The 25663-nt window shown below is 35.3% G+C and carries 25 protein-coding genes; 7 read left to right on the top strand and 18 right to left on the bottom strand.

Annotated elements, in window-relative coordinates:
* Positions 1–311: 311 nt before the first annotated feature.
* From ttcA to minC, 8 genes are all read right to left on the bottom strand, one after another.
* Positions 312–1268: a tRNA 2-thiocytidine(32) synthetase TtcA gene (ttcA, locus tag ACFFIT_RS03455; protein WP_385876249.1), complete on the bottom strand. Its 957-nt coding sequence runs from the start codon at positions 1266–1268 to the stop codon at positions 312–314.
* Position 1269: 1 nt separating this feature from the next.
* The gene (gene hisIE, locus ACFFIT_RS03450) at positions 1270–1878 is read right to left on the bottom strand and encodes a bifunctional phosphoribosyl-AMP cyclohydrolase/phosphoribosyl-ATP diphosphatase HisIE (protein ID WP_385876256.1); all 609 of its coding nucleotides are present in this window, start codon (positions 1876–1878) and stop codon (positions 1270–1272) included.
* A gap of 48 nt (positions 1879–1926) precedes the next feature.
* A complete protein-coding gene (hisF, locus tag ACFFIT_RS03445; RefSeq protein ID WP_385876248.1) occupies positions 1927–2706 on the bottom strand; it encodes an imidazole glycerol phosphate synthase subunit HisF in 780 nt (259 codons plus the stop codon).
* Entirely contained in the window at positions 2688–3425 is a 738-nt protein-coding gene (gene hisA, locus ACFFIT_RS03440) for a 1-(5-phosphoribosyl)-5-[(5-phosphoribosylamino)methylideneamino]imidazole-4-carboxamide isomerase (protein ID WP_385876247.1), read from the bottom strand. Before hisA ends, hisF begins: the two co-directional genes overlap by 19 nt.
* 58 nt (positions 3426–3483) lie before the next feature.
* Positions 3484–4779, bottom strand: a complete 1296-nt coding sequence (gene serS / locus ACFFIT_RS03435; RefSeq protein WP_385876246.1) for a serine--tRNA ligase — start codon at positions 4777–4779, stop codon at positions 3484–3486.
* A 17-nt stretch (positions 4780–4796) separates the two neighbouring features.
* On the bottom strand, positions 4797–5060 hold the full coding sequence (gene minE / locus ACFFIT_RS03430) for a cell division topological specificity factor MinE (protein ID WP_385876245.1): 264 nt from the start codon (positions 5058–5060) through the stop codon (positions 4797–4799).
* 3 nt (positions 5061–5063) lie between these two features.
* Positions 5064–5876: a septum site-determining protein MinD gene (minD, locus tag ACFFIT_RS03425; RefSeq protein ID WP_385876244.1), complete on the bottom strand. Its 813-nt coding sequence runs from the start codon at positions 5874–5876 to the stop codon at positions 5064–5066.
* Positions 5877–5951: 75 nt separating this feature from the next.
* Positions 5952–6728 carry a septum site-determining protein MinC gene (gene minC / locus ACFFIT_RS03420; protein ID WP_385876243.1) on the bottom strand — a complete coding sequence of 259 codons (777 nt, stop codon included), beginning with the start codon at positions 6726–6728 and terminating at the stop codon, positions 5952–5954.
* A gap of 312 nt (positions 6729–7040) precedes the next feature.
* Here minC and ACFFIT_RS03415 point away from each other — a divergent pair, with 312 nt between their 5' ends.
* The 3 genes from ACFFIT_RS03415 to fldA all read left to right on the top strand — a co-directional run bounded on the left by ACFFIT_RS03415 (position 7041) and on the right by fldA (position 8609).
* Entirely contained in the window at positions 7041–7310 is a 270-nt protein-coding gene (locus ACFFIT_RS03415) for a YcgL domain-containing protein (protein ID WP_385876242.1), read from the top strand.
* A 166-nt stretch (positions 7311–7476) separates the two neighbouring features.
* Positions 7477–7929, top strand: a complete 453-nt coding sequence (locus tag ACFFIT_RS03410) for a YcgN family cysteine cluster protein (protein WP_385876241.1) — start codon at positions 7477–7479, stop codon at positions 7927–7929.
* A gap of 152 nt (positions 7930–8081) precedes the next feature.
* Entirely contained in the window at positions 8082–8609 is a 528-nt protein-coding gene (gene fldA / locus ACFFIT_RS03405) for a flavodoxin FldA (protein ID WP_385876240.1), read from the top strand.
* A gap of 189 nt (positions 8610–8798) precedes the next feature.
* Here the strand turns inward: fldA and ACFFIT_RS03400 are convergent, their stop codons facing one another.
* Complete coding sequence (locus ACFFIT_RS03400) at positions 8799–9584, bottom strand: alpha/beta fold hydrolase (protein WP_385876239.1); 786 nt, start codon at positions 9582–9584, stop codon at positions 8799–8801.
* 450 nt (positions 9585–10034) lie between these two features.
* On the opposite strand from ACFFIT_RS03400, the gene pgm reads away from it, so the two are divergent.
* From pgm to ACFFIT_RS03385, 3 genes are all read left to right on the top strand, one after another.
* Positions 10035–11693 (top strand): phosphoglucomutase (alpha-D-glucose-1,6-bisphosphate-dependent), encoded by a 1659-nt coding sequence (gene pgm, locus ACFFIT_RS03395; protein ID WP_385876238.1) that lies wholly within the window; start codon positions 10035–10037, stop codon positions 11691–11693.
* 108 nt (positions 11694–11801) lie between these two features.
* Positions 11802–12125 (top strand): DUF1496 domain-containing protein, encoded by a 324-nt coding sequence (locus ACFFIT_RS03390; RefSeq protein WP_385876237.1) that lies wholly within the window; start codon positions 11802–11804, stop codon positions 12123–12125.
* Between the two features lie 138 nt (positions 12126–12263).
* Entirely contained in the window at positions 12264–13232 is a 969-nt protein-coding gene (locus ACFFIT_RS03385; RefSeq protein WP_385876236.1) for an isoaspartyl peptidase/L-asparaginase, read from the top strand.
* Between the two features lie 250 nt (positions 13233–13482).
* On the opposite strand, the gene ACFFIT_RS03380 is transcribed toward ACFFIT_RS03385, so the two are convergent.
* The 7 genes from ACFFIT_RS03380 to ACFFIT_RS03350 form a co-directional block, all read right to left on the bottom strand.
* Positions 13483–14097, bottom strand: coding sequence for a hypothetical protein (locus tag ACFFIT_RS03380; protein WP_385876235.1), 615 nt, complete (start codon positions 14095–14097; stop codon positions 13483–13485).
* Positions 14098–14127: 30 nt separating this feature from the next.
* Entirely contained in the window at positions 14128–14526 is a 399-nt protein-coding gene (locus ACFFIT_RS03375) for a hypothetical protein (protein ID WP_385876234.1), read from the bottom strand.
* A 1195-nt stretch (positions 14527–15721) separates the two neighbouring features.
* Entirely contained in the window at positions 15722–16396 is a 675-nt protein-coding gene (locus tag ACFFIT_RS03370; protein WP_385876233.1) for a DUF1868 domain-containing protein, read from the bottom strand.
* 111 nt (positions 16397–16507) lie between these two features.
* Positions 16508–17599 carry an extracellular solute-binding protein gene (locus tag ACFFIT_RS03365; protein WP_385876232.1) on the bottom strand — a complete coding sequence of 364 codons (1092 nt, stop codon included), beginning with the start codon at positions 17597–17599 and terminating at the stop codon, positions 16508–16510.
* Between the two features lie 35 nt (positions 17600–17634).
* Positions 17635–18486 carry an ABC transporter permease gene (locus ACFFIT_RS03360; protein WP_385876231.1) on the bottom strand — a complete coding sequence of 284 codons (852 nt, stop codon included), beginning with the start codon at positions 18484–18486 and terminating at the stop codon, positions 17635–17637.
* Positions 18483–19337 carry an ABC transporter permease gene (locus ACFFIT_RS03355; RefSeq protein ID WP_385876230.1) on the bottom strand — a complete coding sequence of 285 codons (855 nt, stop codon included), beginning with the start codon at positions 19335–19337 and terminating at the stop codon, positions 18483–18485. The genes ACFFIT_RS03360 and ACFFIT_RS03355 overlap by 4 nt, the downstream gene beginning before the upstream one ends.
* Position 19338: 1 nt before the next feature.
* Positions 19339–20436 carry an ABC transporter ATP-binding protein gene (locus tag ACFFIT_RS03350; RefSeq protein WP_385876229.1) on the bottom strand — a complete coding sequence of 366 codons (1098 nt, stop codon included), beginning with the start codon at positions 20434–20436 and terminating at the stop codon, positions 19339–19341.
* A 302-nt stretch (positions 20437–20738) separates the two neighbouring features.
* On the opposite strand from ACFFIT_RS03350, the gene ACFFIT_RS03345 reads away from it, so the two are divergent.
* A complete protein-coding gene (locus tag ACFFIT_RS03345; RefSeq protein WP_385876228.1) occupies positions 20739–21851 on the top strand; it encodes an ROK family protein in 1113 nt (370 codons plus the stop codon).
* 35 nt (positions 21852–21886) lie between these two features.
* Here ACFFIT_RS03345 and ACFFIT_RS03340 read toward each other — a convergent pair whose 3' ends face one another.
* Positions 21887–22498 (bottom strand): methylated-DNA--[protein]-cysteine S-methyltransferase, encoded by a 612-nt coding sequence (locus ACFFIT_RS03340; protein ID WP_385876227.1) that lies wholly within the window; start codon positions 22496–22498, stop codon positions 21887–21889.
* Between the two features lie 111 nt (positions 22499–22609).
* Positions 22610–25654, bottom strand: coding sequence for an efflux RND transporter permease subunit (locus ACFFIT_RS03335; protein ID WP_385876226.1), 3045 nt, complete (start codon positions 25652–25654; stop codon positions 22610–22612).
* Between the last annotated feature and the right edge of the window lie 9 nt (positions 25655–25663).

Here is a 25663-nt window from a genome sequence, read left to right as displayed (position 1 = left end):
GAGGCTCACGTACGGTTCTGTGAGAGGGTGCGGGGGCGGTTCCTGTGTTCTACTCGATAATCCACGCATATTAATTATAATCAATTTATTTAAAATTATTGTCACTATAAGCAATTAAAGGGTTCTTAGCTATTCTTTTAGTAAAAATTTCATCATTCTTTCCCAGCGTTTTAACAAAAAAAAACCGTAAATCTAAAAGATGAGTTTTACGGTTTTTTTATTTTATTGGGTATAAATAATCAATAAATATTAGCTGATAAAATAACTTAAATAACTTAAATAACTTAAATAACTTAAATAACTTAAATAACTTAAATAACTTTGACTGCAATTCCAAATTTATCTTTAGGCAGAGTACTCACTTCACTATCAGTTTTGTTTTCTCCATCAAATGCCAAATCGCCCCCCGTTGTTTCAAGTAATAACATTTTCTCTGGCTCATCTAGCCTTTCAAGAGATTTAAAATCAAACAGTTTATTATCAAGTAAATGTGATGGAACGATATCCTGAACAGCACTAAACATAGTTTCTATTCTTCCAGGAAAACGTTTATCCCAGTCATTAAGCATTTCTTTGACTGCTTGCCTTTGTAAGTTAGGCTGAGAACCACATAAATTACAAGGAATTATAGGAAAATTTTTTATTTGAGAAAATTTAATGATATCTTTTTCTTTGCAATAGGCTAGGGGTCTAATGACAATATGTTCGCCATTATCACTAATGAGTTTAGGAGGCATACTTTTTAATTTACCACCATAAAACATATTTAAAAAGAGTGTTTCAAGCATATCATCTCTATGATGGCCTAATGCAATTTTAGTGGCTCCTATCTCTTTTGCTGTCCTATAAAGAATGCCTCTTCGTAATCTAGAACATAATGAGCAAGTTGTTTTACCCTCAGGAATTTTTTCTTTAACTATACCGTAGGTATTTTCCTCTACAATTAAATAATCTACTCCAATACTCTTTAAATAGTTAGGTAAAACATGCTCTGGAAAACCCGGTTGCTTTTGATCTAAATTGACGGCAACAATTGAAAAAGATATAGGGGCATTTATTTGTAGACTTCTTAAAATTTCAAGTAAGGTATAGCTATCTTTGCCACCTGATAGGCATACCATCACTTTATCACCATCCTCAATCATATTATAATCTGCAATTGCTTTTCCAACAGCGCTACGCAATCTTTTTTGAAGTTTATTAGCATTATATTGCATCATATGAGAAGCCTTTTTAGTGGCATCTTGTTCATTTAATTCTAAAGACATATTAGTGACGTTCTTTTAATTGATTGATTATAGAGGTTAAATTTAAATCGCTGTCTTGTAGTAATACTAATAAATGATAAACAAGATCTGCGGCTTCATTTTTAAGCTCGTGAATATCTTTTACGGTAGCAGCAAGTGCAGTTTCAACACCTTCTTCACCGACTTTTTGAGCAATACGTTTAGTTCCTTTAGCATATAATGAGGCTGTATAAGAAGTAGAGGGATCAGCTCCCTTTCTACTTGCAATGATGTTTTCGAGCTCATGTAAAAATTGAAATTCAGTTTTGGTGTGCTCAAAGCAACTCACGTTACCTTTGTGGCATGTTGGGCCAATTGGATTGACAAGAAAAAGCAAAGTATCAGCGTCGCAGTCAAGTTCAGCATTAATTACATGGAGAAAATGTTCTGAGGTTTCTCCTTTTGTCCAAAGTCGTTCTTTTGTTCTAGAAAAAAAGGTCACCTTTTTTTCATCAAAAGTCTTGCATAAAGCTTCTTTATTCATGTAGCCTAGCATCAATACTTGCCCTGAAACATGATGTTGGATAATTGCAGGCACTAAGTTATCAACTTTATCCCAATTTATTTGGGATATCAGTTGTTCTTTTTTTATTTTAAAATCATTTATTTGCATTAAAAAGTTCTCATTTTAGATATTTGACTACTTATCATTTCTAACAGCGATAGAATTTTCTTGAAGAAAACGTTTTAGTTCATGAATATTAACAATTTGTTTATGAAAAACAGATGCGGCAAGTGCACCATCAACTTTAGCAATTTCGAATGCGTCTAAGAAATGTTGCATATTACCCGCACCGCCTGAAGCGATAAGAGGCACTTTACACACCTCTCTCATTTGCTTAAGTTGAATTAAATCGTATCCATTTTTTACGCCATCTTGATTCATCATATTTAACACTATTTCACCTGCGCCTAGCTTCTGTACCTCATTAATCCAATCAATTGTTTTCCAGCTAGTTGCTTTTGTTTTCTTTTCATCCCCAGTAAATTGATAGACAAAATAGTTGTTTAAGGCTGAATCATGCCATGTATCTATACCAATGACTACGCATTGGGTACCAAAACTGTCCGCTAGGCGAGTAATTAAGCTTGGTTCTGTTAATGCAGGAGAATTGATAGAGATTTTATCAGCACCAAAAGTTAAGATTTGCTTTGCATCGGCAACACTGCGAATCCCCCCAGCAACACAAAAAGGTATATCTATGACTTCGGCCACTTTAGTGACCCAACTTTTATCTACAACCCTACCATCACTAGAGGCTGTAATATCGTAAAACACTAACTCATCAGCCCCTTCTTCAGCATATCTTTTTGCTAAAGGCACTATATCACCAATAATTTCATGGTTTCTAAATTGTACTCCTTTGACAACTTGCCCGTCTCTTACATCTAAACATGGAATTATGCGTTTTGCCAACATGTGATAGCCTCTTCTACAGTAAATTTACCTTCTAATAGTGCACGCCCAACAATAACACCATTCACACCGGTTGATTTGAGGGCTGCAATATCATCTAATGAGCCAATACCACCAGAAGATTGAAAATTGATGGAAGGATAGGTTCTACATATCTCTTTGTATAATGAAATATTGGAACCTTTAAGAGTGCCATCCCTGGAAATGTCAGTACATAATATATGTTTAAGGCCAAAGGGGAGATATAAGTTAATAATTTCTTCAAGAGTGATATTTGTTGTCTCTTGCCACCCGCTTACAGCCACCAACTTTTTACCCTCTTCGTTGATTCTTATATCAATTGCTAAAGTAATTCTATCACCACCAAAGGCAGTAAACCACGATTTAACTTCATCTTGAGAAGTAACCGCTTTGGAGCCAATCACTACTCTATCTACTCCTGTGTTGAACAAATTTTGAATATCGGACAAAGTCCTGATCCCACCACCTACTTGTATAGGAATATTTACTGTTTCCACAATATTTTTTATTAGTACTAATTGACGTAATTGAGGGTCTTTAGCACCGGTCAAATCGACGAGATGAAGGTATTTAGCGCCATTCGTCTCATATAAAGAAAATTGTTTTATAGGATCAGTGTCATAGGCACGTTTTTCATCATAATTGCCTTGGTGTAATCTGACCACTTGGCCATCAATAAGATCTAGAGCAGGTATTATCATAGTAAGAATTTTTTATTTAGTGAGAAGGAGTCCCACACAGTAGTATGAGACTGTCGTCTTATTTAGTTTCAATTTTAGTGATGCCACCCATATAAGGGTGAAGTACTGTAGGTATGGTAATAGAACCATCTTTTTCCTGGTAATTTTCTAATATAGCTACCAATGTTCTTCCTACCGCTAAACCTGAACCGTTTAATGTATGGACAAACTGTGTCTTTTTATCATTTTTAGATTTAAAGCGAGTTTGCATTCTTCTTGCTTGAAAATCTGCAAAATGGGAGCATGAAGAAATCTCTCTGTACGTTTGCTGCGCAGGTACCCAAACTTCTAAATCATAAGTTTTGCATGCTCCAAATCCCATATCTCCAGTACACAAAACAATTTTTCTATAAGGTAGACCTAAATTTTGTAACACTTTTTCTGCATGAGAAGTCAATTCTTCTAATGCTTTCTCCCCATCTTCAGGATGAACAAATTGAACTAGTTCAACTTTATCAAACTGGTGCATACGGATAAGCCCACGAGTATCTTTGCCATATGAACCAGCCTCAGAACGGAAGCAAGGTGTATGTGCAGTTAATTTAATGGGAAGATCTGATTCATCTAATATAACATCACGGTAAATGTTTGTAACAGGCACTTCTGCCGTTGGGATCAAGCAAAAAGCTGCTTCTTTATTTTCGCTTAAAGGTTTTGTATGAAATAAATCTTCACTGAATTTAGGTAACTGCCCTGTACCGTACAGGCTTGCATGATTGACAAGATAGGGAACATAGCACTCAGTATAGCCATGTTCTTTTGTATGTAAATCAAGCATATACTGGCTTAATGCCCTATGCAGTCTTGCAATTTGGCCTTGCATAACAACAAAACGAGAACCTGCCAATTTAGCACCAGTAGCAAAATCTAACCCTTTTGCTAATTCACCTAATTTAACATGATCTTGCACTTCAAAATCAAACTGGCGTGGTTCGCCGAATTTTAATATTTCTACATTATCAGCTTCATCTTTACCTACAGGAACATCAGCAGCAGCTAAGTTAGGCATTGTATCAGCTTTCGTTTTTATCTCATCAAGGATTATTTGCAATTCAGCTTCGGCACATTTTAGCTGTTCACCAAGAGAGTCAACCTCAGCAAGTAGAGGCGTAATATCTTGCCCCTGAGATTTAGCCATACCTATTGATTTTGCTTGGGCATTTCTTTTAGCTTGTAATGATTCAGTTAACACCTGGCAAGATTTTCTTTTTTCTTCAAGGGCAAGCCAAGCTTCTGTGTCAAGATGATAGCCTCTTGCGGCAAGTTTGATTTTCACTTCTTCTATATTGCCGCGTAGTAGATTTGGGTCAATCATAGGTACTCCTAAATAGATTATTTTTCATCGTTTTCTGGTAAAGTAATATTTAATTCTAAGACGGAAATATCATCATCTTTTTGCTCATAACCGACGTGAAGCATGCTAGGATCGATTTCTACATACTTACAAATTACAGCAAGTAAATCTCGTTTCATTTCTTCTAAATAGGCAGGCGCACTATCAGCTTTGCGGCGTTCAGCAACAATTATTTGAAGGCGTTCTTTGGCAATATTTGCTGTATTTTTTTTTCTCGACAGAAAAATGTCCAATAGTGACATAACTTAACCTCCAAAAAGGCGTTTTAAAAAGCCTTTTTTCTCTTCTGAGATAAATCTAAAAGGTCTTTCCTCACCTAACAATCTTGCTACCATATCATCATAAGCTTTACCTGCATCAGAATTTTCATCTAAAATTACAGGCTCACCTTGGTTAGAGGCTTTAAGCACCGATTGATCTTCTGGAATAAGTCCTAATAGGGGTACTCTTAATATTTCAAGTACATCTTCCATACTAAGCATGTCGCCAGAAACTACTCTGCCTGGATTATATCGAGTAATCAATAAATGTTCTACAATAGGGGTTTCACCGTTTTCAGCACGCTTAGATTTTGAAGAAAGAATTCCGAGTATTCTGTCTGAATCTCTAACTGATGAAACTTCTGGATTTGTAGTAATAATGGCTTCATCAGCAAAATAAAGAGCCATTAATGCGCCACTTTCAATTCCAGCAGGAGAATCACAAATAATATACTCAAATTCCATCTCCTTGAGTTCATTGATTACTTTTTCAACACCCTCAACTGTTAATGCATCTTTATCTCTGGTTTGTGAGGCTGGTAGGATATATAAATTTTCAGTTCTTTTATCTTTAATCAACGCTTGATTAAGCGTTGCGTCACCTTGTATGACATTTACAAAATCATAGACAACGCGTCGCTCACATCCCATGATAAGATCGAGATTACGTAAGCCAATATCGAAATCAATAACAACTGTTTTTTTCCCTCTACGCGCAATACCTGTAGAGATTGCTGCACTTGAAGTAGTTTTACCTACTCCACCTTTACCAGATGTTACAACTAGAACTTTTGACATTTTTGTATCCTTTTGAGCTATGTTAAAATTAAAGTTAAAATATTTTTAATAAGGGCTTTGTTGATAGAGGGCGAATTAATCATTTAATTTATTAATTTTAATTTCCTCATTACTGTAATTAATAACTACCGATTGTCCTATGAATTCATTAGGAATTTTATCACTTAACCAATAGTTACCCGCAATAGAGATTAATTCAGCTTCAAGATGTTGGCAAAAAATTTTCGCAGATTCATCACCAGATGCACCAGCTAAAGCTTTACCACGCATCATTCCATAAACATGGATGTTACCATCAGCAATAATCTCCGCGCCAGCACCTACATTGTTCATTATTACAAGATCTGCATGACGAGCATAAATTTGTTGGCCAGAACGGATTGGTGTCGAAACTATTTTAGTTTTAGTACGTTGAAGTTCATTATTGTGTGGTTGATTCTGCGACGAGATCATTTCGGGGGAATTTGTCTTATTATTAGAAACAGGGATTTCATCTGTTTTTGCTTCAGTTGTTGATGATGTCAGCTGTTGACTAGGTGTAATTTGTTTTCCTTCAGTTAAAACAGCGATACCAGCTTGATTAATTTCATTTCTAACAGATAAATTTTTACAGCCACTGATACCCACTAGTAACAGATCAAGTTCGCTCATTACTTTCTTAAGCGCTCCCCAATCATTAAATTTCGGTATGTGGCTTACATTGATTACAATAGGGGCAAATTTGAAAAAAGAAGGTGCTTGGGCTACTTTTTCTTGCAAGCCTAATTTTATCTTGTTTATCTCTTCATCAAAAATATGGATTACAGATAAGGTGAAATTTGTTCCTTTTAATTCAATGTGTTGATCGCTCATTATTAAACTCTACATTAGACAGAATGCTTTAAAAGTCGCAGGACTATAAAGGCAAAAGATGAAATATTCGACTCTTCAAAATTAACTTAAGATTTTAGCATCATTTAGAATAAAATGTTATAAAATTTAGTATGGAAATTGGAATTAAGATCGTGGTGTACTTCTGATTAATTTGTGGCTCTCCAACTCGCTTTTTAAATTATGTAATTCTTATAAGCTTTTATAAAAGTTGGTTTGGTGTTAAAATGGATAATTAAATCTTTTACGTTCCGAGCTTGTAAAAGTGACTCAATCTTATGTGAAGGTAACCAGATGATAGTGTATGTCTATAAAAGTTCAAGAAGAGAAGATATGTATTTATATCTCATGAAAAAAGATAATTTTGATATAATCCCAAAGGAATTAAAGGATCTTTTTGGCGTCGCTACACTTGCTCTTTTCTTTGATCTCAATGAAAAGAAGGGGCTTGCGAGAGCAGATATTGAGAAAGTTAAAAGCGCATTACTTGAAGAGGGGTTTTACTTGCAACTTCCCCCAAAGCCTGAAAATTTATTAATTCATCAAGAAGTTTTTTTTGATTAAATGTTTGTGTTACGTATCTAATGTCTAATTTAAATTCGTTTTGAAAAATAATTAATTTATTAATACTTTGGCAAATCCAACCGCATTTTAATCATAAATTAGAATTCTAATTTTTGCATATTGATCGTGTGTTTTTAAGAACATCGCTGTTAAGAGGCATTTTACTATGAATAAGAAAATAAATGATACATCCTTTTGGTTAACTAAAAAACTTGAAGAGATGTCTCAGAATGAATGGGAATCCCTTTGTGATGGTTGCGCTCAATGCTGTTTACATAAACTGATAGATGAAGATACTGATGAGATTTATTTCACAAATGTGGCATGCAATCAATTAAATATTGAAAAATGCCAATGTAGTAATTATGAAAATAGATTTAATTTGGGTGAGGATTGTATCAAATTAACCCGCGATAAAGTAGATGAATTTTCTTGGCTTCCTAATACTTGTGCATATCGGTTGATAAGTGAAGGTAAAGATCTTCTGCCTTGGCATCCACTCAAATCGGGGAGTAAAACCCTGATGCATGAACAGAAAATCACTGTAAAGCATATTGCCGTACATGAAATTGAAGTCGTAAATTGGGAAGACCATATTATTAATCATCCTGGTAATTAATCAACAAGAATAACGTGTTTTACGTCGCATATGATGAATTGAACCTATAACTTCAAAAAACAGTGAAAATCATTTTTTTTTGAAGTAATCATTTAAAACCGTTAATATTAACCTATAAATTTAAAATTCTTAGTTAATCGAGGTAAAACACAATGGCTGTAATTGGCATTTTTTTTGGGTCTGATACAGGAAATACTGAAACAATTGCAAAAATGATTCAAAAGCAATTAGGAAATGGAGTGGCAGAATTACAGGATATTGCCAAAACAACGAAAGAAGATATTGAACGATTTGATATTTTGTTGTTTGGTATTCCTACATGGTATTATGGAGAAGCCCAGTGTGATTGGGATGATTTTTTCCCTACACTAGAGAAAATTGATTTTGAAGGAAAATTGGTTGGGCTTTTTGGGTGCGGTGATCAAGAAGATTACGCTGAATATTTTTGTGATGCATTAGGTACATTAGCAAATATTATTGAACCTAAAGGCGCAGCTATTATCGGTGTATGGCCTACTGAAGGTTATTATTTTGAAGCATCTAAAGGATTGTTTGACGATAAGAATTTTTATGGTTTAGCGATTGATGAAGATAGGCAACCCGAACTAACGAATGAACGAGTTGAAAAATGGGTCGCCCAAATAAAAGAGGAATTGAGTTTAGACGATATCATAGGCTGATTAGCCAAAGGTTGACGTAACTAAACCTACAAGTTTTTTATTTACTTAATATTAAGGCTTTACTGTTTAATTATTCTAATCACAATTAGTATGAATTAATTTTCTCAAATTATCACAGTACGTCCATTTTTTTAATCAGATTCTTTCATTCAGTTGGCCTATATTGAGGTGTTGAATAAACCCAATCGGCTATACAGAGTCGAAGAATCTTAATATTTGTTTTAATACCTGTTCAGGTCTATCTGCATGAACCCAATGGTCTGCTCCAGCAATTATATGAGCTTTAGATAATGGAAATTGTTTAATGATAGAAGTCTTGTAAGAGGGAATGACATAATCTGAGTTCGCACCAATTAGAAATAAAATTTCTTTATCACTAGGACTTATTTCGTGCCAATTAAGTATTTCTTCATAATTGTGTTCCAATATATTTAAATTAAATCGCCAACTCCCCTTGTCAAACGACTTTAATAAAAACTGTATAATCGCAGGTGATTCAATAAACTGATTCATTATTTTGCTGGCTTCTAATCTTGTCTTACAACCCTTAATTATGACTTGATTCAAAGCCAAAAAAACGTCGTCATGCTTACGTTCAATATATTTTACAGGGGCTATATCTAAAACAATTAGTTTATTGATTTTAATTTGTTGAGGCGTTGTATTTTTTTGTGCGAGTTGCATTACGACTTTACCACCCATTGAGTGGCCAATTAAATTGACAGAAAAAATATTAAGATAATCAAGTAATTTTATAATATCTATCGCCATACATTGATAGTTATGAGAAGGATCATGGAACGAATGTCCATGGTTTCTAAGATCAACCGTTAAAGTATTATATTGTTTACTTATCGCATCGGACAATACTTTTAAGTTTTTACCCTCTCCAAAAAGGCCGTGGATTAAGACAACAACAGGTAAAAGATTTGCATTTGGATTATCTGATTTGATGAGTTCATGGTGAATTAGCATGGTCTACCTAAATAAAATGGGTTATTCTTTTAATAAATCAATTTGACAAGTGATAGTATGAGATTACTGCAGGCGTGCAAAAAAGGACTATTATTTTAATAAACTTACTAAAGACATTATAATATATCTATTTTTAAAATACCGTAAGAATTCAAGAAATAAATTAAGTGTGCAGAAACTAATGTAAACGATTGGTTTAATAAGAAGTTGAAATGTTTTACTTCAAATTGTAACAAATAGCAATACTCTATATAATAATCTGATCATATAAAGTAAATTTTAGTAGAATGAGTCACAAATTTTCATTTTATCTCTAGTAAAATCATATTGTTGATGATTGAATTATTTAATAGTGAGGCTACAAATCATTTTAGTTAATGCAATTGAAATAAAACGGTTATTTTTAATGAGTAGAGAGATCTCTATACTACTATTTAAGAGGGTTATGATATGGCAAAACATGAAAGAGCAGGACAGCTCCCTTTATCAAACGATTTAATCAATATCGCAGAGTTAACCTCTCAATATTATGTATCACAGCCTGCTATAAATGAGGTAAGCCATAAAGTAAAATTTGGTACTTCAGGTCATAGAGGAACTTCTTTGAAACAAACTTTTAATGAGGCGCATATTCTTGCTATCGCTCAAGCTATATGTGAGATAAGACGAGAACAGGGAATTACGGGGCCCTGTTTTATAGGTAAAGATACACATGCATTATCTGAGTCTGCTTTTATTTCAGTTATCGAAGTATTTGCTGCCAATGGCGTTCAAACATTTATACAACCAGATAATGGTTATACACCAACACCCGCAATATCTCATGCAATATTAAATTATAATGCCCAAAATCCAATCGGATTAGCTGATGGAATCGTAATAACACCATCACACAACCCACCTGAAGATGGTGGAATTAAATATAATCCCCCTAATGGTGGTCCAGCAGATACTGATATCACAGGATTAATTGAAAAAAGGGCTAACCAATTTTTAGACGCTAGAGCAAAAGATGATTCTTTAATGGCTAATGTAAAGCGAATGCCTTTTTCTAAAGCGATGAAGGCTGCTTGCATTATTGAAAAAGATGTTATGATGCCATATATTCAAGAACTAGATAAAGTTATCGACATCAACTGCATTCAAGGTGCGAATCTCTCTTTGGGAGTTGATCCTCTAGGTGGGGCCGGTATTCGATATTGGGAAGAGATAGCAAATTATTATAATCTCAATTTAACACTTGTGAATGATTCAATAGATCAAACTTTTAGATTTATGCCTCTTGATCATGATGGGATAATTAGAATGGATTGTTCTTCAGAAGATGCGATGGCAAGTCTATTAAAGATTAAAGATAAGTTCGATATCGCTTTTGCAAACGATCCTGATTATGATAGACATGGTATAGTGACTCCAGCTGGATTAATGAACCCTAATCATTACCTAGCAGTTGCTATTAACTATTTATTCCAGCATAGGCCGCACTGGGATAAATCTTTAGCGGTAGGAAAAACGTTGGTATCTAGTGCCATGATTGATAGAGTTGTAAAGGGAATAAATCGCCAGCTTTTAGAAGTACCGGTTGGCTTCAAGTGGTTCGTAGAGGGTCTTTACAATGGCAAAATTGGTTTCGGTGGTGAGGAAAGTGCGGGCGCTTCATTTTTAAGGCACGATGGAACCCCATGGTCGACAGATAAAGACGGTATCATAATGTGTCTTTTAGCAGCGGAAATTACTGCTAAAACAGGGAAAAATCCTCAAGTACATTATAATGAATTAGCTAAAACATATGGTTCTCCTGTGTATCAACGTATTCAAGCTAGCGCAACACATGAAGATAAAAAAATACTTAGCCAATTAACAGCTCAACAAGTAGATGCAACGCATCTTGCAGGTGACAAGGTGACAGAAAGAATTACGCATGCACCAGGAAACAATGCGCCCATAGGAGGTCTTAAAGTTGTGACAGAAAATGGATGGTTTGCTGCGAGACCTTCTGGTACAGAAGAAGCGTATAAAATTTACTGCGAAAGTTTTGTCAACCAAGATCATCTTAATCTAATAGCGAAAGAAGCCGTTCAAATAGTTTCCAACGCACTGGGTAAATAGTATTATTTTGCTAAACTTACTGATACTTTTTTGTACGCAAGCCAATTAATAAGGTATTATAGCAATAAGTTTACTTACCATTAATTAAGATAATATTAAGGAATGAGAATGAACAATCATATGAAATTTAAAGGATTATTAAATGTATTAAAAGCGGGAGTGTTGGTGCTTTTTATATCCTCCTTTATTGGTTCCCATGCAAAAAGTCCAGAGGTTACATTACAGCCTCAGATAACGTTACCTGTAAGTAATCAAAATGGTAATCAGAATGAGATAGCAAGGCTTTGTAGACAGCAGGCGTGTTGTATCTATAACGGCCAATTTTATTCAGAGGGAGCGATCATCTCATTAAATAATAATATGATTTTACATTGTAGTCGAAATCCTAATGTAACTGGTGCTGGAGCTGTTACGTGGTCACAACTGAAGTAAATTTAGGTAGCACGAATCAACATCAGAGCAAAACAAGACTAATAAAAAAATCATTCCTATCAGTTCCAAGGATGCAGAAGACAAAGCTTAGCTAGATTTAAAGCTAGAATTAGATCAAAGTTCAACAAAAGGTTTTATATGAAAAATTGTATTATAGGTGCTTGGCGTATGTCTCAATCGGCGATTAATCATGCTGGATTAATGCTTCAAAATGGTGAAAGCATTGCAGCGGCTATGCAACGCGCTATGACTGAAATGGAAAGTGATCCAACAATTTATTTTGCCGGTCTTGGTGCTCTTCCTAATAGAGATGGCATAGTTCAGCTAGATGCTGCATTCATGGATGGGGATACACTAGGGTTTGGGGCAGTCACGAATGTAACTGATCTTAAACACCCCTTTCAATATGCGCAGCTTTTAAGTGACAGGGTTACTGACAGTGTACGCACAGGGGAAAGTGTCCTTGATTATGCAAAACAGCGCGGTGCGCAAATTGAGAATATTTTAACAGATAACGCTAAAACAATTTGGCAAAAATGTCTTAATAGAAATATAAATAAGTCAGATGTTCGCCATTTTGGTTCAGCTGCTTTTTTAGGTGTAGATAAGGAAGGAACCATTGCTGCGGGATTATCAGGTGCTGATTGGTTCATGAAAAGAAGTGGAGTGGTTAGCCATGTACCTATGTTGGGTGCTGGTTGTTACGCGGATAGCTCAATTGGTGCTGCTGTTGCTGTTGGTTCTGGTGATGACATTATGAAAGGATGCCTTTCTTATGAAGTTGTTAGATTACTGTCTACTGGAATCTCAGTACAACAAGCGTGTGAGACGGCATTGAGAGATCATTACGAAAAACTTAATGATTTAGACAAACGTTCAGGAGCAATGTCTATCATTGCAATGGACAGATTAGGTCGTTTCGGTTGCTCCACCATTGAAAAAGAAGGATTTATGTTTGTGGTAAGTGAGGGAGGGGCATTGCCTGTCATTTATGTCTGTACAAATCAAGGGTTTGCTTCTGATGTACAGCCTGTTACGCAAAAATATTTAGATAGCTATGATAGGAATTTTGATGCGTATTTGTCAAATCTATATCAAAATAGCTGAATAAAGAGCATATTATATCGATAACGTTGTCTAGTTGACCTATGTAAATCATTTAGTTAAAATTTTTTCTTTGAATTCTGCTGTATATTTACTCATTTGTCTGTCCTTATTATAAAATTATCAACGGACAGTTATTATGACATAGGTGGACCAAGCAGATGTTTATTGCTCACAATAAGTCAAATTCATGGTGTTTTCCTTAAATTGATTTGTTTATTTCCATGCCATATGGCAGTCACAGGGTGAATTATCAGGCAGTTTCATTACGAAATTTTTTATATTCCTGATAATTCTTCTGTACCGGCATTTTTTTCAGTCTTTCCCATTCGACCATCGCTTCCTGACGAGTCGCGCCTTCATTTTCGGGGGCCGCCAAGAAGTCGGTGATGAAATTGTTGAATCGGGTAGACGGAATTCTTGGCAGCCTTCCCTTGGTGGTCATCAGCTCATAAAGTCGGTCTATTAATTCCCGATATGTAATTTTCTGGTTGTTTCTGAGCTGCTCTTTACGCCAATCGTTCAGCCAGTACCATTGTCCGGACTTATCCTTGAGATCAAAATCTCTTTTTGAGATCTCTTCCTTCAGGAACGCTTTGGTCGTTTTGTCACTGACATAGTTAACGACATAAGAGTCGGGCGACAGTCTATCCCGGCTTCCGCCGGTCTTCCGGTTTGAAACACTTTTAGGTAGTGGCGTGTCTTCACTTCTCGACAGACGGGCCTTGATATGGTCTTCCACCTCATTTTTCCTCAAGGTTCCCACATCAATGCCCAACTCTTTAGCGAAGGCTTTCAGTTCAGTCGCGTAGAAGTATCCTTTCTCAAATTCTTCCACCGACATATTTCTATAAAGTTTGTTCAACATTACCTCCAACTAGAACTCCCCTATTCCACATTAAGTCATGGCCAAGTCTTTTGAACGCCCTTTGGCGCCAATATCCTGAAGCGTTAGTACTGCCACTCGGTTGAGCAGCAATTTAAGCATATGCCAGCAATGTTCGCAAAGGCGTGCCATTCTCACGAATTGTTCTTCTGTGAGGTTGTCGTACAGCTCTTTGCCCAACTCAGAGTGTTCGTGATCCAGTTCCACATGCGCATCAATATATTCGCCGGATTCGGATATATAGCGTTTTGCAAAGGAGTGGAACACATCCGCGCAATTTTCCAGAACCAGATGAACGACACCACTATGCCTGTGTTCATTGTTGTAACAATCCATAAAACTGAGTACCCACTCTCTCGCATCTTCAATACTTTTAAAACCTTCTCTCGGATATTGTTTACGTGTTTTCATGCTTCCAAATAAACTCTAAGAAAAAGCATTATCGTTACTCACTGCAGGGCGGCTATATGAAGCAATAACACCTAAATGCTCTAATTTAGCCTTCATTGTGTAGCCTGTCATAGGGCTGCCATTATCAGAATGAAGTGTTAATTCGTCCTTCTTAATATTCTCCTTTAAAACAATTTTTTCAATTAAATCAGAGGTTGATTCAGCATCATTTAAGGTCGCTGTAGCTATGATAATATTAAGTTTTTTCTGTGCTTCATTTAATTTACTAGCAGGGAGACTAGACTTAGCTTTATTGTTAGTCTTTTTATGCTGTGCTTTATTTTTTATAATATTTTCTTTAGAGTCGGCTGTGACTTTAGCTTTCCAATCATAAAGTGTACTTTTAGATATGTTATAGTGCTTATCTAATTCAGTGATAATTATGTAGTCACCAGTCTATAATTTAGTTAAAATTGTTTCTTTGAATTCTACTGTATATTTACTCATTTGTCTGTCCTTATTATAAAATTATCAACGGACAGGTATTGTGACATAGAGGGGGATAAAAGGGACAAAATTCTTTTTTTACGATTGTAGTTAAGATTGTAGTTAAGATTCTAGTTGTGATTCTAGTTGTGATTTAAGCCTTTCTATTGTTGCACTTCAAGCACAACAAATATAATTGGAGAGTGAACAAAGCATGCAACAATTCCTCGCCGCGTAAATGTATATTTAAAATACGTATTTGTCGGCTTCTGGTTCATTTCAAATTCTTCACCATGAAACTTAATTAGAGTTAAGGTAGATAAGCTACGAATAGATGAACTAGGTCGATCTCTTTGTTCCTTTCTAAAATCTCAATTTCCAGTTTTTCATCAACGGCTCAAATGCTTGCCGGATAAGATGGCGCTAAGATAGTAAATCCAAGCTTTCTCACACTGGCAAGATGCCACGAAAAGGTTGCCAATGACCGTGCAAATTTTCGGCATAAACTTTCACTTTTCATTATGGATCATAACCTTCCGCGGCATAGGAAAACTAAGTTGAGAATTAATTGATTATGATTTAGTCCCCATATTATATTCATTGCATGTATAGTAACAGTCCACTAATAGATAGCATCTGTTTGATTGTTCAGTTGCTTTAATTAGACAACACTTGTTCTTATATTCACAATGAAGCCTTTTTAGTATTTACTGCGCATCAAAAAGTATTCTTAAAACATATAGATAGGATTGAATTTGTACATATTTTCAAATGTGCAAAACTCAGCTTTTCCCAAGGTGACGCTTTTATCTTCCTGTGTTAACTCATCATAAAAGCCAGAAAGCATCATTGTTAATTCGTCATTCTGTTTCTCATTAGGTATTTTGCAAAAATAAGCTAATGTAATATGGAACTTATATTCATCATGCCCTGGATGTTTGATATTAGTTAATTGAGATAATTTGTCTCTCAGATGTCTCAAAGGTTTTTTAACTAAATCTTTTTCAACTAAGCCAAGGCCAATTGTTCCAGAGGCAAATTTTATGGATTCAACATACATTTCTTTAGGAGCAGTCGTTAATTTACTTTCTTTTAATGCATTTATAATAAAGGTATTTGAATCATCGAGTGATTCAATTCCTTTTCCTTTAGGAAAATTAAACTTACCCTCTATTTTTGAAGTACTATCAAAGATAGTCATGTGATAACTATCTACGGGCAGCTGCGCAATTATTTGATTGTGGTTATTAAATGATTCTAATACGTCATAAAATTTTACTAATTTATTAAATAGACTAGATTGCCTATCGAGATGGCAGATAATTGTATTTCCCGGAAAAAAAAGGACATCGCCTTCTGCATTAAATTTGTCTGTAGAGAGTGTAATCGAATCTGTAATCAACATATATTACCTTTTAAGATAAGTTACTCAAAAACTAAATATATAGCATTAGCTTTTGAGTAGTAAAATAATTGAATAAATTTAAAGTAACAGGCATTTCCACTGAGACTAAAATTATTTCATCATGACTTTGGTAACGAACTGTTTTTTCAGTTCAGCCCCATATTCAGCGGAAAATCCTAAAACTTGATTATTTGGGTCAAGTTGATTTTTGATCATTGGTACGGTACCAAATTCGGTATTAAGCTTTTTCTGAGTTGCTTCACTAGTCAACCAATTGATAAACACTGCAGCAGCAGCTGAATTCTTCGCATTAGCTGGCATTGCAATAATGTTACCTCCACCGAGCATGCCAAATTCTGGTACGTAAAATTTAAGTCGTGGAGTAATTGCTCCTGCCTTTTGTAGACCTGCTAAATGGTCTTCCCAAGCAGGCACAAGAATAAACTCTCCATCATTTAAGCGAGTGATGCTATCCGCACCTGAGCCTGTTAAGACTATGTTTTCTTTATTGTCTACAAACCATTGCCAAGTTTTAGACCAATTAGTAACAACTTTAGGATCTACAGTAGTACTAGAAAAATCAAATTCTCCACTTGTTAAAACAGTGGCTCTTTGAATAAATGCATTACCTGCTCCACCATTATTAGGATCGTTATACCCAAACATATAAGGGTTATTTTTGATCCAGGAATTGAGTTCATCAAAAGTTTGCGGAAGTGACTCTTCAGATATTCTGTCAGGATCGTAAGCAATGCCTGTTTGATTTCCCCAAAATGCTACGGCATATTCACCTGTATCAAATCCTTCTATGAAATTGACTTTATCACTATATTCAGGGATCCAATTGAGTCTGGCGATGGCTTCATTTTTTTGAACAATAGGAAAGCGGCTAGTGGCTAAAGCGATTACATCAATTTTTCCTATCTTATCATTTTTTTCCGAGAGCAATTTGTTGAATTGAGCATCGATTGTACCTTCAGCAATGTTAACTTTGATACCATACTCATTTTCAAATTCTTTAACGAAATCTCTCCATCTTGGTTGTAAATACCAAACATTAAAATTTATTTCTCCTTCATCTTTAGCCTGGCTAACTACTTCATCCCAACTTTTGTTTGCAAGAGAGTCTACATTTGCTTGTGAAGCTAGTGGAAATAATATGGTTAATGTAATCAATGAAATTGCCTTTTTAACTATTTTCATAAAAAAACTCCTTTGGGTTGAAAAATACGCAATATTTAGCCTTTACCTGTCGATTGAGCTAAGTAGTTACCTTTTAATAGACGTTCAATAAAGATCATTAAAATAACATTTGGTATGACTAAAATCATAGAAACCACTGCAGCATCAGGCCTTATAAATGCATAACCAAGAAATGAGTATAAAATTGTGGGAACAGTAATCAAATCTGGTGAACCAATAACAAAAGAGATCCCAAATTCTTCAAGGCTAATGACTAGGCAAAAAATCAAAGCGGCTAAAAAACTTGGCTTAAGAATTGGTAAGTAAGCAGTTTTGAATGTTTCAATGGGTCCTGCCCCTAAATTTTTACTCGCATCAATTAAATCTTGAGGTACTGATTTAAATCCTGCTGATAGTATACGAATTGAATAGGGCAGCGTAAGAACCGTATGCCCGACAACAATCCCAATAAAAGGATTTGTTATATGCAGTGCTTTGAGAATAGAGTGAAAAAATATAGCGATTATCATTGTTGGGATCACTAAGGGGATTAATGTGATTAATTCCGCAATATGCTTGCCCTGAAAAGGAATCCTACCAAGCGCGTAGGCGGTTGGCATAGCCAATATAAAACTCAACATAGCTACAACAGGCGCAATGGTATAGCTATTCATAAGCGCTGTTGATAAAGCCGTTTTATTCCAAACATCTATCCATCGATTAAACGAAAGCACTTTAGGAAAAAGATCAGGATAACTCCATGGATGATTAGGATCTACTAAAGACCATAAGACAGCCATGCCAAAGGGAATTACCAGCCAAATAATATTAACGACGATAAAAAATATCCAGACTATTTTGTTGACAAGTTGTCCATTTTTAGTAGCTGAGGTTAAACTATTATTCATTTAATCGCTCCTTTTTTAGTTGACAAAGGAGTAAATATGACTGAAATGAGGACGGAAACAATCGCTGTAATGAGCATGATTGTAACGGCGATAACAGCTGAACCATTCCAGTTATCATATTCCATGGCAGTTGTCTGCATTAATCTGGCTAATGAATAAGTACTTCTAGGTCCAGCGATGGCTGAAAATGCAAAATCTCCTAGTGCACCAATAAAAATTAGAATGAATGCTGCTTGAACAGCGGATAATGTCATGGGAAATATTACGTATTTGAAAATATTCCAACGTGTAGCACCTAAATTAGATGCAGCATCAAGTACATCTCCACGAATTGAATTTACAGAACCACTCACTAAAATAAGGGCAAAAGGTAAATTTTTCCAAATTTGTAAAATTATTACTGCCCAACCAAATTCATCATTTTGCATTCTTATTGGTCTATCAATAATTCCAATAAAAACTAAAAGCTCATTGATGATCCCATGGTAGGCAATAATATTAACAAATAAAAAAGCAGCAACCAGCCCAGGTACAAACATAGGTGCCCTTAGAGTGCCTATGATAACTTCTTTATATTTCATCGGTCTTCGCAACCAAATTGCCAATGGATAGGAAAAAATGATTGAACCCAGCGCACCAAGCAAAGATACTTTGATTGAATAGAATAGAGAACGATGGAATACAGTATCGCTCAACATGTTTATCCAATGATTGAAAGAAAATTGGTTCTCACCGGCTAGATTGAAAAAGCCAAGGCTTTGGGCTATCACTATATAAAATGTGCCCCCCATTAATAATAAGATCGCACCTAAACCTGGAAGTAGAAGAAGAAAAGTCTTGATTTTTTTCATATTAACTTCCTTGTCTTACAGGTTCTAAAAAATGAATGGCATTTTCTGTTAATCTAAAGCATGCTTTGTTTGACTGAGATAAGTTTGGTTTAAGTTGGAATTGAACTCTAAAGGAAGATAAACCTTCACCACATCGTCCAAATCCTTCAGTAGTACTGCCCATAAATGCTAATTTTTCAATATCGATATAGCAAAAATTTTCAGGCATACCACTTATATTTGCGACGGGACCATCTTCTATATAGTGAAGATTTTCAGGGCGCCAGCAAACATACACCTCTTCAGCCCTAGGTGATATATCCGAATAGACATAAAAATTACCTAACTCGCATGCAACGTGATAATAGTTTGCAGAGTTTGCTTTTTTAACTTTTGCTTTGACTATATTTGCAGCGCCTATGAAATCTGCCACAAAACGAGAAGTTGGCCTAAAATAAATATCTTCGGGTTTTCCCATTTGTTCAATACTCCCTGCATTGAGAACAATAATTTTATCTGACATAGCTAGCGCTTCTGACTGATCATGCGTAACATAAATAGATGTTAGATTATATTGTTTTTGCAATTCTTTGATTTCATAACGGACGCTTTCTCTTAGCTTTGCATCAAGATTAGATAAAGGTTCATCAAATAAAATGACATCAGGTTGTGTTATCATCGCTCTTGCAAGGGCAACTCGTTGCTGTTGTCCGCCTGAGAGTTGACTGGGCATTTTTAGTTCTTGTCCTTTAAGACCGACTTGCTGAATCACTTTTTCAAGACGTTTTTTTTGTTCACTAAGAGCAATTTTACGTTGTTTTAGGCCAAAGCAAATATTGTGTGAAACATTTAAATGAGGAAATAAAGCATAGGATTGAAAACACATGGCAGTATTTCTTTTTTCTGGGGTAAGATGTGTGACTTCTTTTTCTCCTATTTTAATTCGTCCACTGTCAGGTTGATGGAAACCACCAATCATTTTGAGTAGAGTAGTTTTCCCGCATCCGCTTGGGCCTAAAAGGGTAACGAATTCACCTTCATTTGCAGTAAAACTTATCTCTTTGGCCGCATAGAAGTCGCCAAAAGTTTTAGTCAATTTATCTACGACTAGTTTTGCCATTATTATCCCTCTGCATTATAAGTAAGTACCTACTCAATCTAATAACCTAATAATTAAATAATTAAATAATTAAACTATTAAGGTTTATTTTACTTTTAAATATATATTTAATTCATATTTTCAATATTAAGTTTAATGATTAAATATTAAATTAATGTGACAAAGTTAAAGTTTATGAGTTAAAGTTATTAAAAGATTAGAAATATTCAAGGGGTAATGTATCAATAATTTAGAAAAGCCCTGAACGAAAAATGGTATAATAAAAAGTGTTTCAACTATTTTATACCTAAGGCCAAATAGATATGCTGAATTTTGAATTAAGAACAAGTCAAAGATTATTATTAGATTTAATACGCAATTATGGCCCTGTGACTAGAGCTGAATTAAGTCGCATGTCTAATCTAACCGCAGGAGCAATTACTCAATATTGTCGAGAACTTATGCACCTTGGGTTAATTATAGAAGGTGAGCGAATTCTTGGTCAACGTGGTCAACCTTCACTTCCGTTGTCATTAAATCCAATAGGAGGATGTGCGCTTGGCATATCATTCAGTCCCAACCAATTGGATTTATCAATTGTAGATTTAGCAGGTAATAAGATCATTACCGTTTCTGAGAGCCATCAAGAAAATCAACCAATTGAATATACATTAAAAAAAATACGAATTATTGTTCATAATACATTAAAAAAAAGGCAATTATTACACTCAAGAATTTTAGGTATTGGATATGCTGTTCCTGGATATTTAAAAAAAGATGGTCGCAAACGGTATTGTGTATCTTGGTTATCCTCTTGGCGTGATCATGATTTGACTGAGCTGTTTACTCAAAATTTAAATTACCCTACTTGGGTAGAAAATAATGCCAATGCTGCTGCAATAGGAGAGTATTATTCTAAGGATTGGGATAAGATTAAAGACATGGCTGTGATTGATTTAGGATATGGTATCGGAGGAGGTGCTATTCTAAATGGACACTTAGTCTATGGTGGATTTTTAAATGCAGGGGAAGTAGGAATGGCGTTTCCTTTAGGTACACCGAGGCCTTCGCTTAAAAATTTGATACAGTATTTGGTTGATAATGGATTAGAGGCATCGAAAGTGAGTGAATATGTAGAGTCTGGTCATCCTCTAGTGGAGAAATGGCTAATGGCAAGATTACCCCAAGTTGAGCAAGTTGTTTTAGGTTCTTTGCAGTGGCTTGATCCAAAACTGATTATTCTTGGTGGGACCTTACCAATTCAACTTATTGATAGGATGACTATGCATTTAAATGAAAAATTTTCGCACTCCTTTGAAATTGAAAAACCTGTCGCAAAAATTGTAACGTCTAAACAAGGTTCTAAAAGTGCATCTTTAGGTGCAGCAAAAATTCCCATATATCATACCCTAAATTCGATTAATCAATTTAAATAAGCTGAAATTAAATAGAAAAATTCAATGGGAGTAAACTAAATCGAATTTGTATATTTGATCTCATGTCTGAGTAGTTTTTCTTTTAAGTCTAGTCCCCCGGCATAACCTGTCAAGGAACCATTTTTTCCTATAACCCTATGGCAAGGAAGAATGATTGAAATTGGGTTTGCTCCATTAGCCGAAGCTATTGCTCTAATCGCTTTAGGGTTTTTTAACCAAATAGATTGTGTGTGATAAGAGATAGTTTTGGCATAAGGGATGCAGTTTAAACTTTTCCACACAGTCACTTGAAAAGCACTACCAATCAATAATATAGGTATATTAAATGTTTTAGAATTTCCACTGAAGTATTGATCTAATGCTAATCGGGTCTTTTCGAGAACTGGACTCTTTTCATTCTTTTTTGCTTCTTTCTTATACAATGTAGTTAATGTTTTTTCACTATGCGAAGTAGTTTCATTACAAAATCCAACATAACAGAGATGTTCATCTAAAGAGGCTAATAGCATTTTGCCAAATAAGCCCTCATAGTAGCAATAATCAAAAAGTCCATTCACTTCATTTTTTGGGATAGAATGAATGTTTTGAATTAGAGCATTTTGTGGATCTAACCCTATCTCACTGGGAGTGAGTGTGAATTTTTTCATTAGTCTCTCCAGTTTAAACTTTTTCCTATTATAGAATAATTTATGCATGAAAATTAACATTATCAAGTGGAGCAAGAGTTTATGACGCAATTACCAAATGAAATCATTTTTTTATTCTTCTTGATTAACTAAAGGTCGCAGTTTTTTTGCAAGGAATTCTCTGAAATCTCTCATTAGACTAAAAAGAACTGGGACAAAAATGAGACTGAGTAAAGTTGAAGATATTAAGCCGCCAACCACTGCAACTGCCATAGGTGCTTTAAATTCTGTATTGAGTCCTATTCCTAAAGAGATAGGGATCATCCCTGCAAGCATAGCAAGAGAGGTCATAATGATAGGTCTAGCTCTTACTTGGCAGGCTTTGAGGATGGCTTCTTGCTTAGTATAGCCACGATCTAAAAGTTCAAGCATATAATCTACAAGTAAAATTGCATTTTTATCTGCAATACCCATCAGCATAAGCATTCCTATCATTACTGGCATACTAAATGCAGTATCAGTGATCAATAATAAAAGGAAAGCGCCTCCAATAGATAGAGGCAACGCGGCCATACGTGTTAAAGGTTGTAGCCAATCTTTATAGAGCAACACCTGAACAATATAGACAAGCAGTAAACCTGCACCGATTGCTAAGAAAAAATTACGTAGTAGTTCAGCAAAAACTTCTGAGTCCCCACTTCTTGTCAGAGTTATTCCCTCTGGTAAGTTTTTTACACTTGGTAATTCAAAAAACTTGCTTTCTGCTTCACCTAAAACGACGTTGTTTAAATTGGCCTCAATAGCAATTTTTTGAATACGATCATAACGCTCAATGACTGTAGGGCCTAAATTAAATTCAAATGATGCTATTGCAGATAAAGGTACACTGTTGCCATTGGCTGTTTTGATAGGTAGATTATGGAGGATCTCGATATTTTGTTTATCTGCAGCAGGCAAACGTACTCTAATCGGTAATTGTCTACTTCCTTCGCTAAATTTACCTAAATTAGCTTCAATGTCACCCAAAGACGCAATATTTAATGCTTGCCCAATTTGGACCGGGGTAATACCTAAGGAAGCCGCCTTTGCATAGTCAGGCGTTACTGTCAGTTCAGGTTGTCTTTCACTGGCACTGGTATTGACACTGATAAGCTCAGGTAAAGTTCTCATCTCTCTGGCTATATTCTGGGCAGTTATGGTTAATAATTCACTGTTGCTACCAATAAGATTATAGGAAAGATCTTTTCCCCCCTCAACTTTACTAAATTCTACTTTGACATCAGCTAATGCTAATAAACTGGGTAAAACATCACTTTCAAATTCACGCTGTGATAGCGTTCTTTCGTCAGCTGGTAATAGTTTGATATTGATTTCACCACGATTGACATTTTGCGAAGAAACACTCGTGATGGTCGAGACAACCTCTTCCCGTTTCTCTAAAATGGCAGAAATTTCTTGCATGATTGCATCGGTATCTTTGGCACTTACTCCTCTCGGTAATTGAACTGATAACCTTGATTGCCCATAATCACTGGCAGGAATAAAATCAGAAGGAACATATTTCGCTAGCCCAAATGAAAAAAACATTACCAAAAAAGCAAGGCTTACTGTTTTGGCTCTATGGGCTAGTGTCCAACGCAATATTGATTGATATCGCTTCATGATAAAACCTTGCTTTTCTTCATCATGTAGATATTTAGGCATTTTTAAGAAATAGGCACAGAGCATAGGCGTTAAAAGTCTGGCTACTACTAAAGAAAAAAATGCGGATATGGCCACGGTTAAACCAAATTCTCTAAAATACTGCCCCGCAATACCATCCATAAAACTTACTGGTACAAATACTGAACAAATCACCATGGTGGTCGCAACAACAGCAAGACCAATTTCATTTGCTGCTATAACAGAAGCTTTAAAAGGTTTAAGACCTTCTTTCATGTGTCTATGAATATTTTCAATTTCTACTATTGCATCATCAACAAGTACCCCTGTGACTAAGGAAATCGCAAGAAGACTGACCATATTTAAAGAAAACCCCATCATATTCATAAAGATGAAAGTGGGTATAATAGATAAGGGGATAGTAATCGCAGCAATAAAAGTTGCTCTGATGTCTTTTAAGAAAATAAAAATAACTAGAATTGTCAGTATCGCTGCTTCAAAAAAAGTATATATGGTTGAGTCATAGGTGGTTTGAGTAAACTCAACCATTGAGAGGGCCAGTGAAAATTTAAGGTTAGGATTTTTGGCACTCAACTCACTGATTTTTTTTGCAACTGCATCACCAACATTAATATCACTAGATCCTTTAGAACGTGTGATACTGAAAGTAATTACTGGTAAGTTATTCTGACGAGTTAGGTTACGTTGTTCAATAGTACCATCAACTATATTACCTAAATCAGTTAATTTTACCTGTTGATCATTATTAAGATGAATCCAAAGATTTTCCAGTTCTTCAATTGTTTTCTGGCTACCAAGTGTTCTTAATGTATATTCCTGATCGCCAACATTAAACCTACCGCTTGGCATATTAATATTGGTACTTGAGATTTGCTGGCTAACTTGAGCTGCGCTGATGCCATAGGCTGATAATCTTTCTGGGTTAAGAACTAAAATAATCTCTCTATCAATTCCTCCATTTCGGCTTACACTTGCAACGCCTGGTATTGCAAGTAGTTCTCGGCTTAGCGTATCATCAATATACCAGCTAAGCTCTTCTTGATTTAGTTCTGAAGAACCTAGGGTATAAATGAGGATAGGCTGAGATTCCGCTTCAAGCCTTTCGATAACAGGATCTAACACATTATTAGGTAGTTCAGAACGAATCTTACTAATTGCATCACGGGTATCATTTACCGCTCTATCAATTTCGGTGCTCATATAAAATTCAATCATAGTGCTTGATGATCCTTCACTGATGGTTGAATTGATATGCTTTACTCCAGTTATACCTGTCACTGCACCTTCAATTTTTTGCGTAACCTGCGTTTCCATTTCAGAGGGGGCAGCCCCTGGTTGATTGACATTCACCACCACAATCGGAATTACAAGATTAGGTAATTGGGTAATAGGTAAAAACTTAAAACTGATGGACCCTGCGACGATAAGGACGAGAAAAAGCACCAAAGGAGGAATAGGGTTTCTTATTGACCAAGTAGATAATGGCATTGGCATTGTATTTTT

It is taken from the genome of Thorsellia kenyensis, from assembly GCF_042432445.1.
GTDB classification, from domain to species: domain Bacteria; phylum Pseudomonadota; class Gammaproteobacteria; order Enterobacterales; family Thorselliaceae; genus Thorsellia; species Thorsellia kenyensis.
This window is presented reverse-complemented; position numbering and strand designations above follow the sequence as displayed.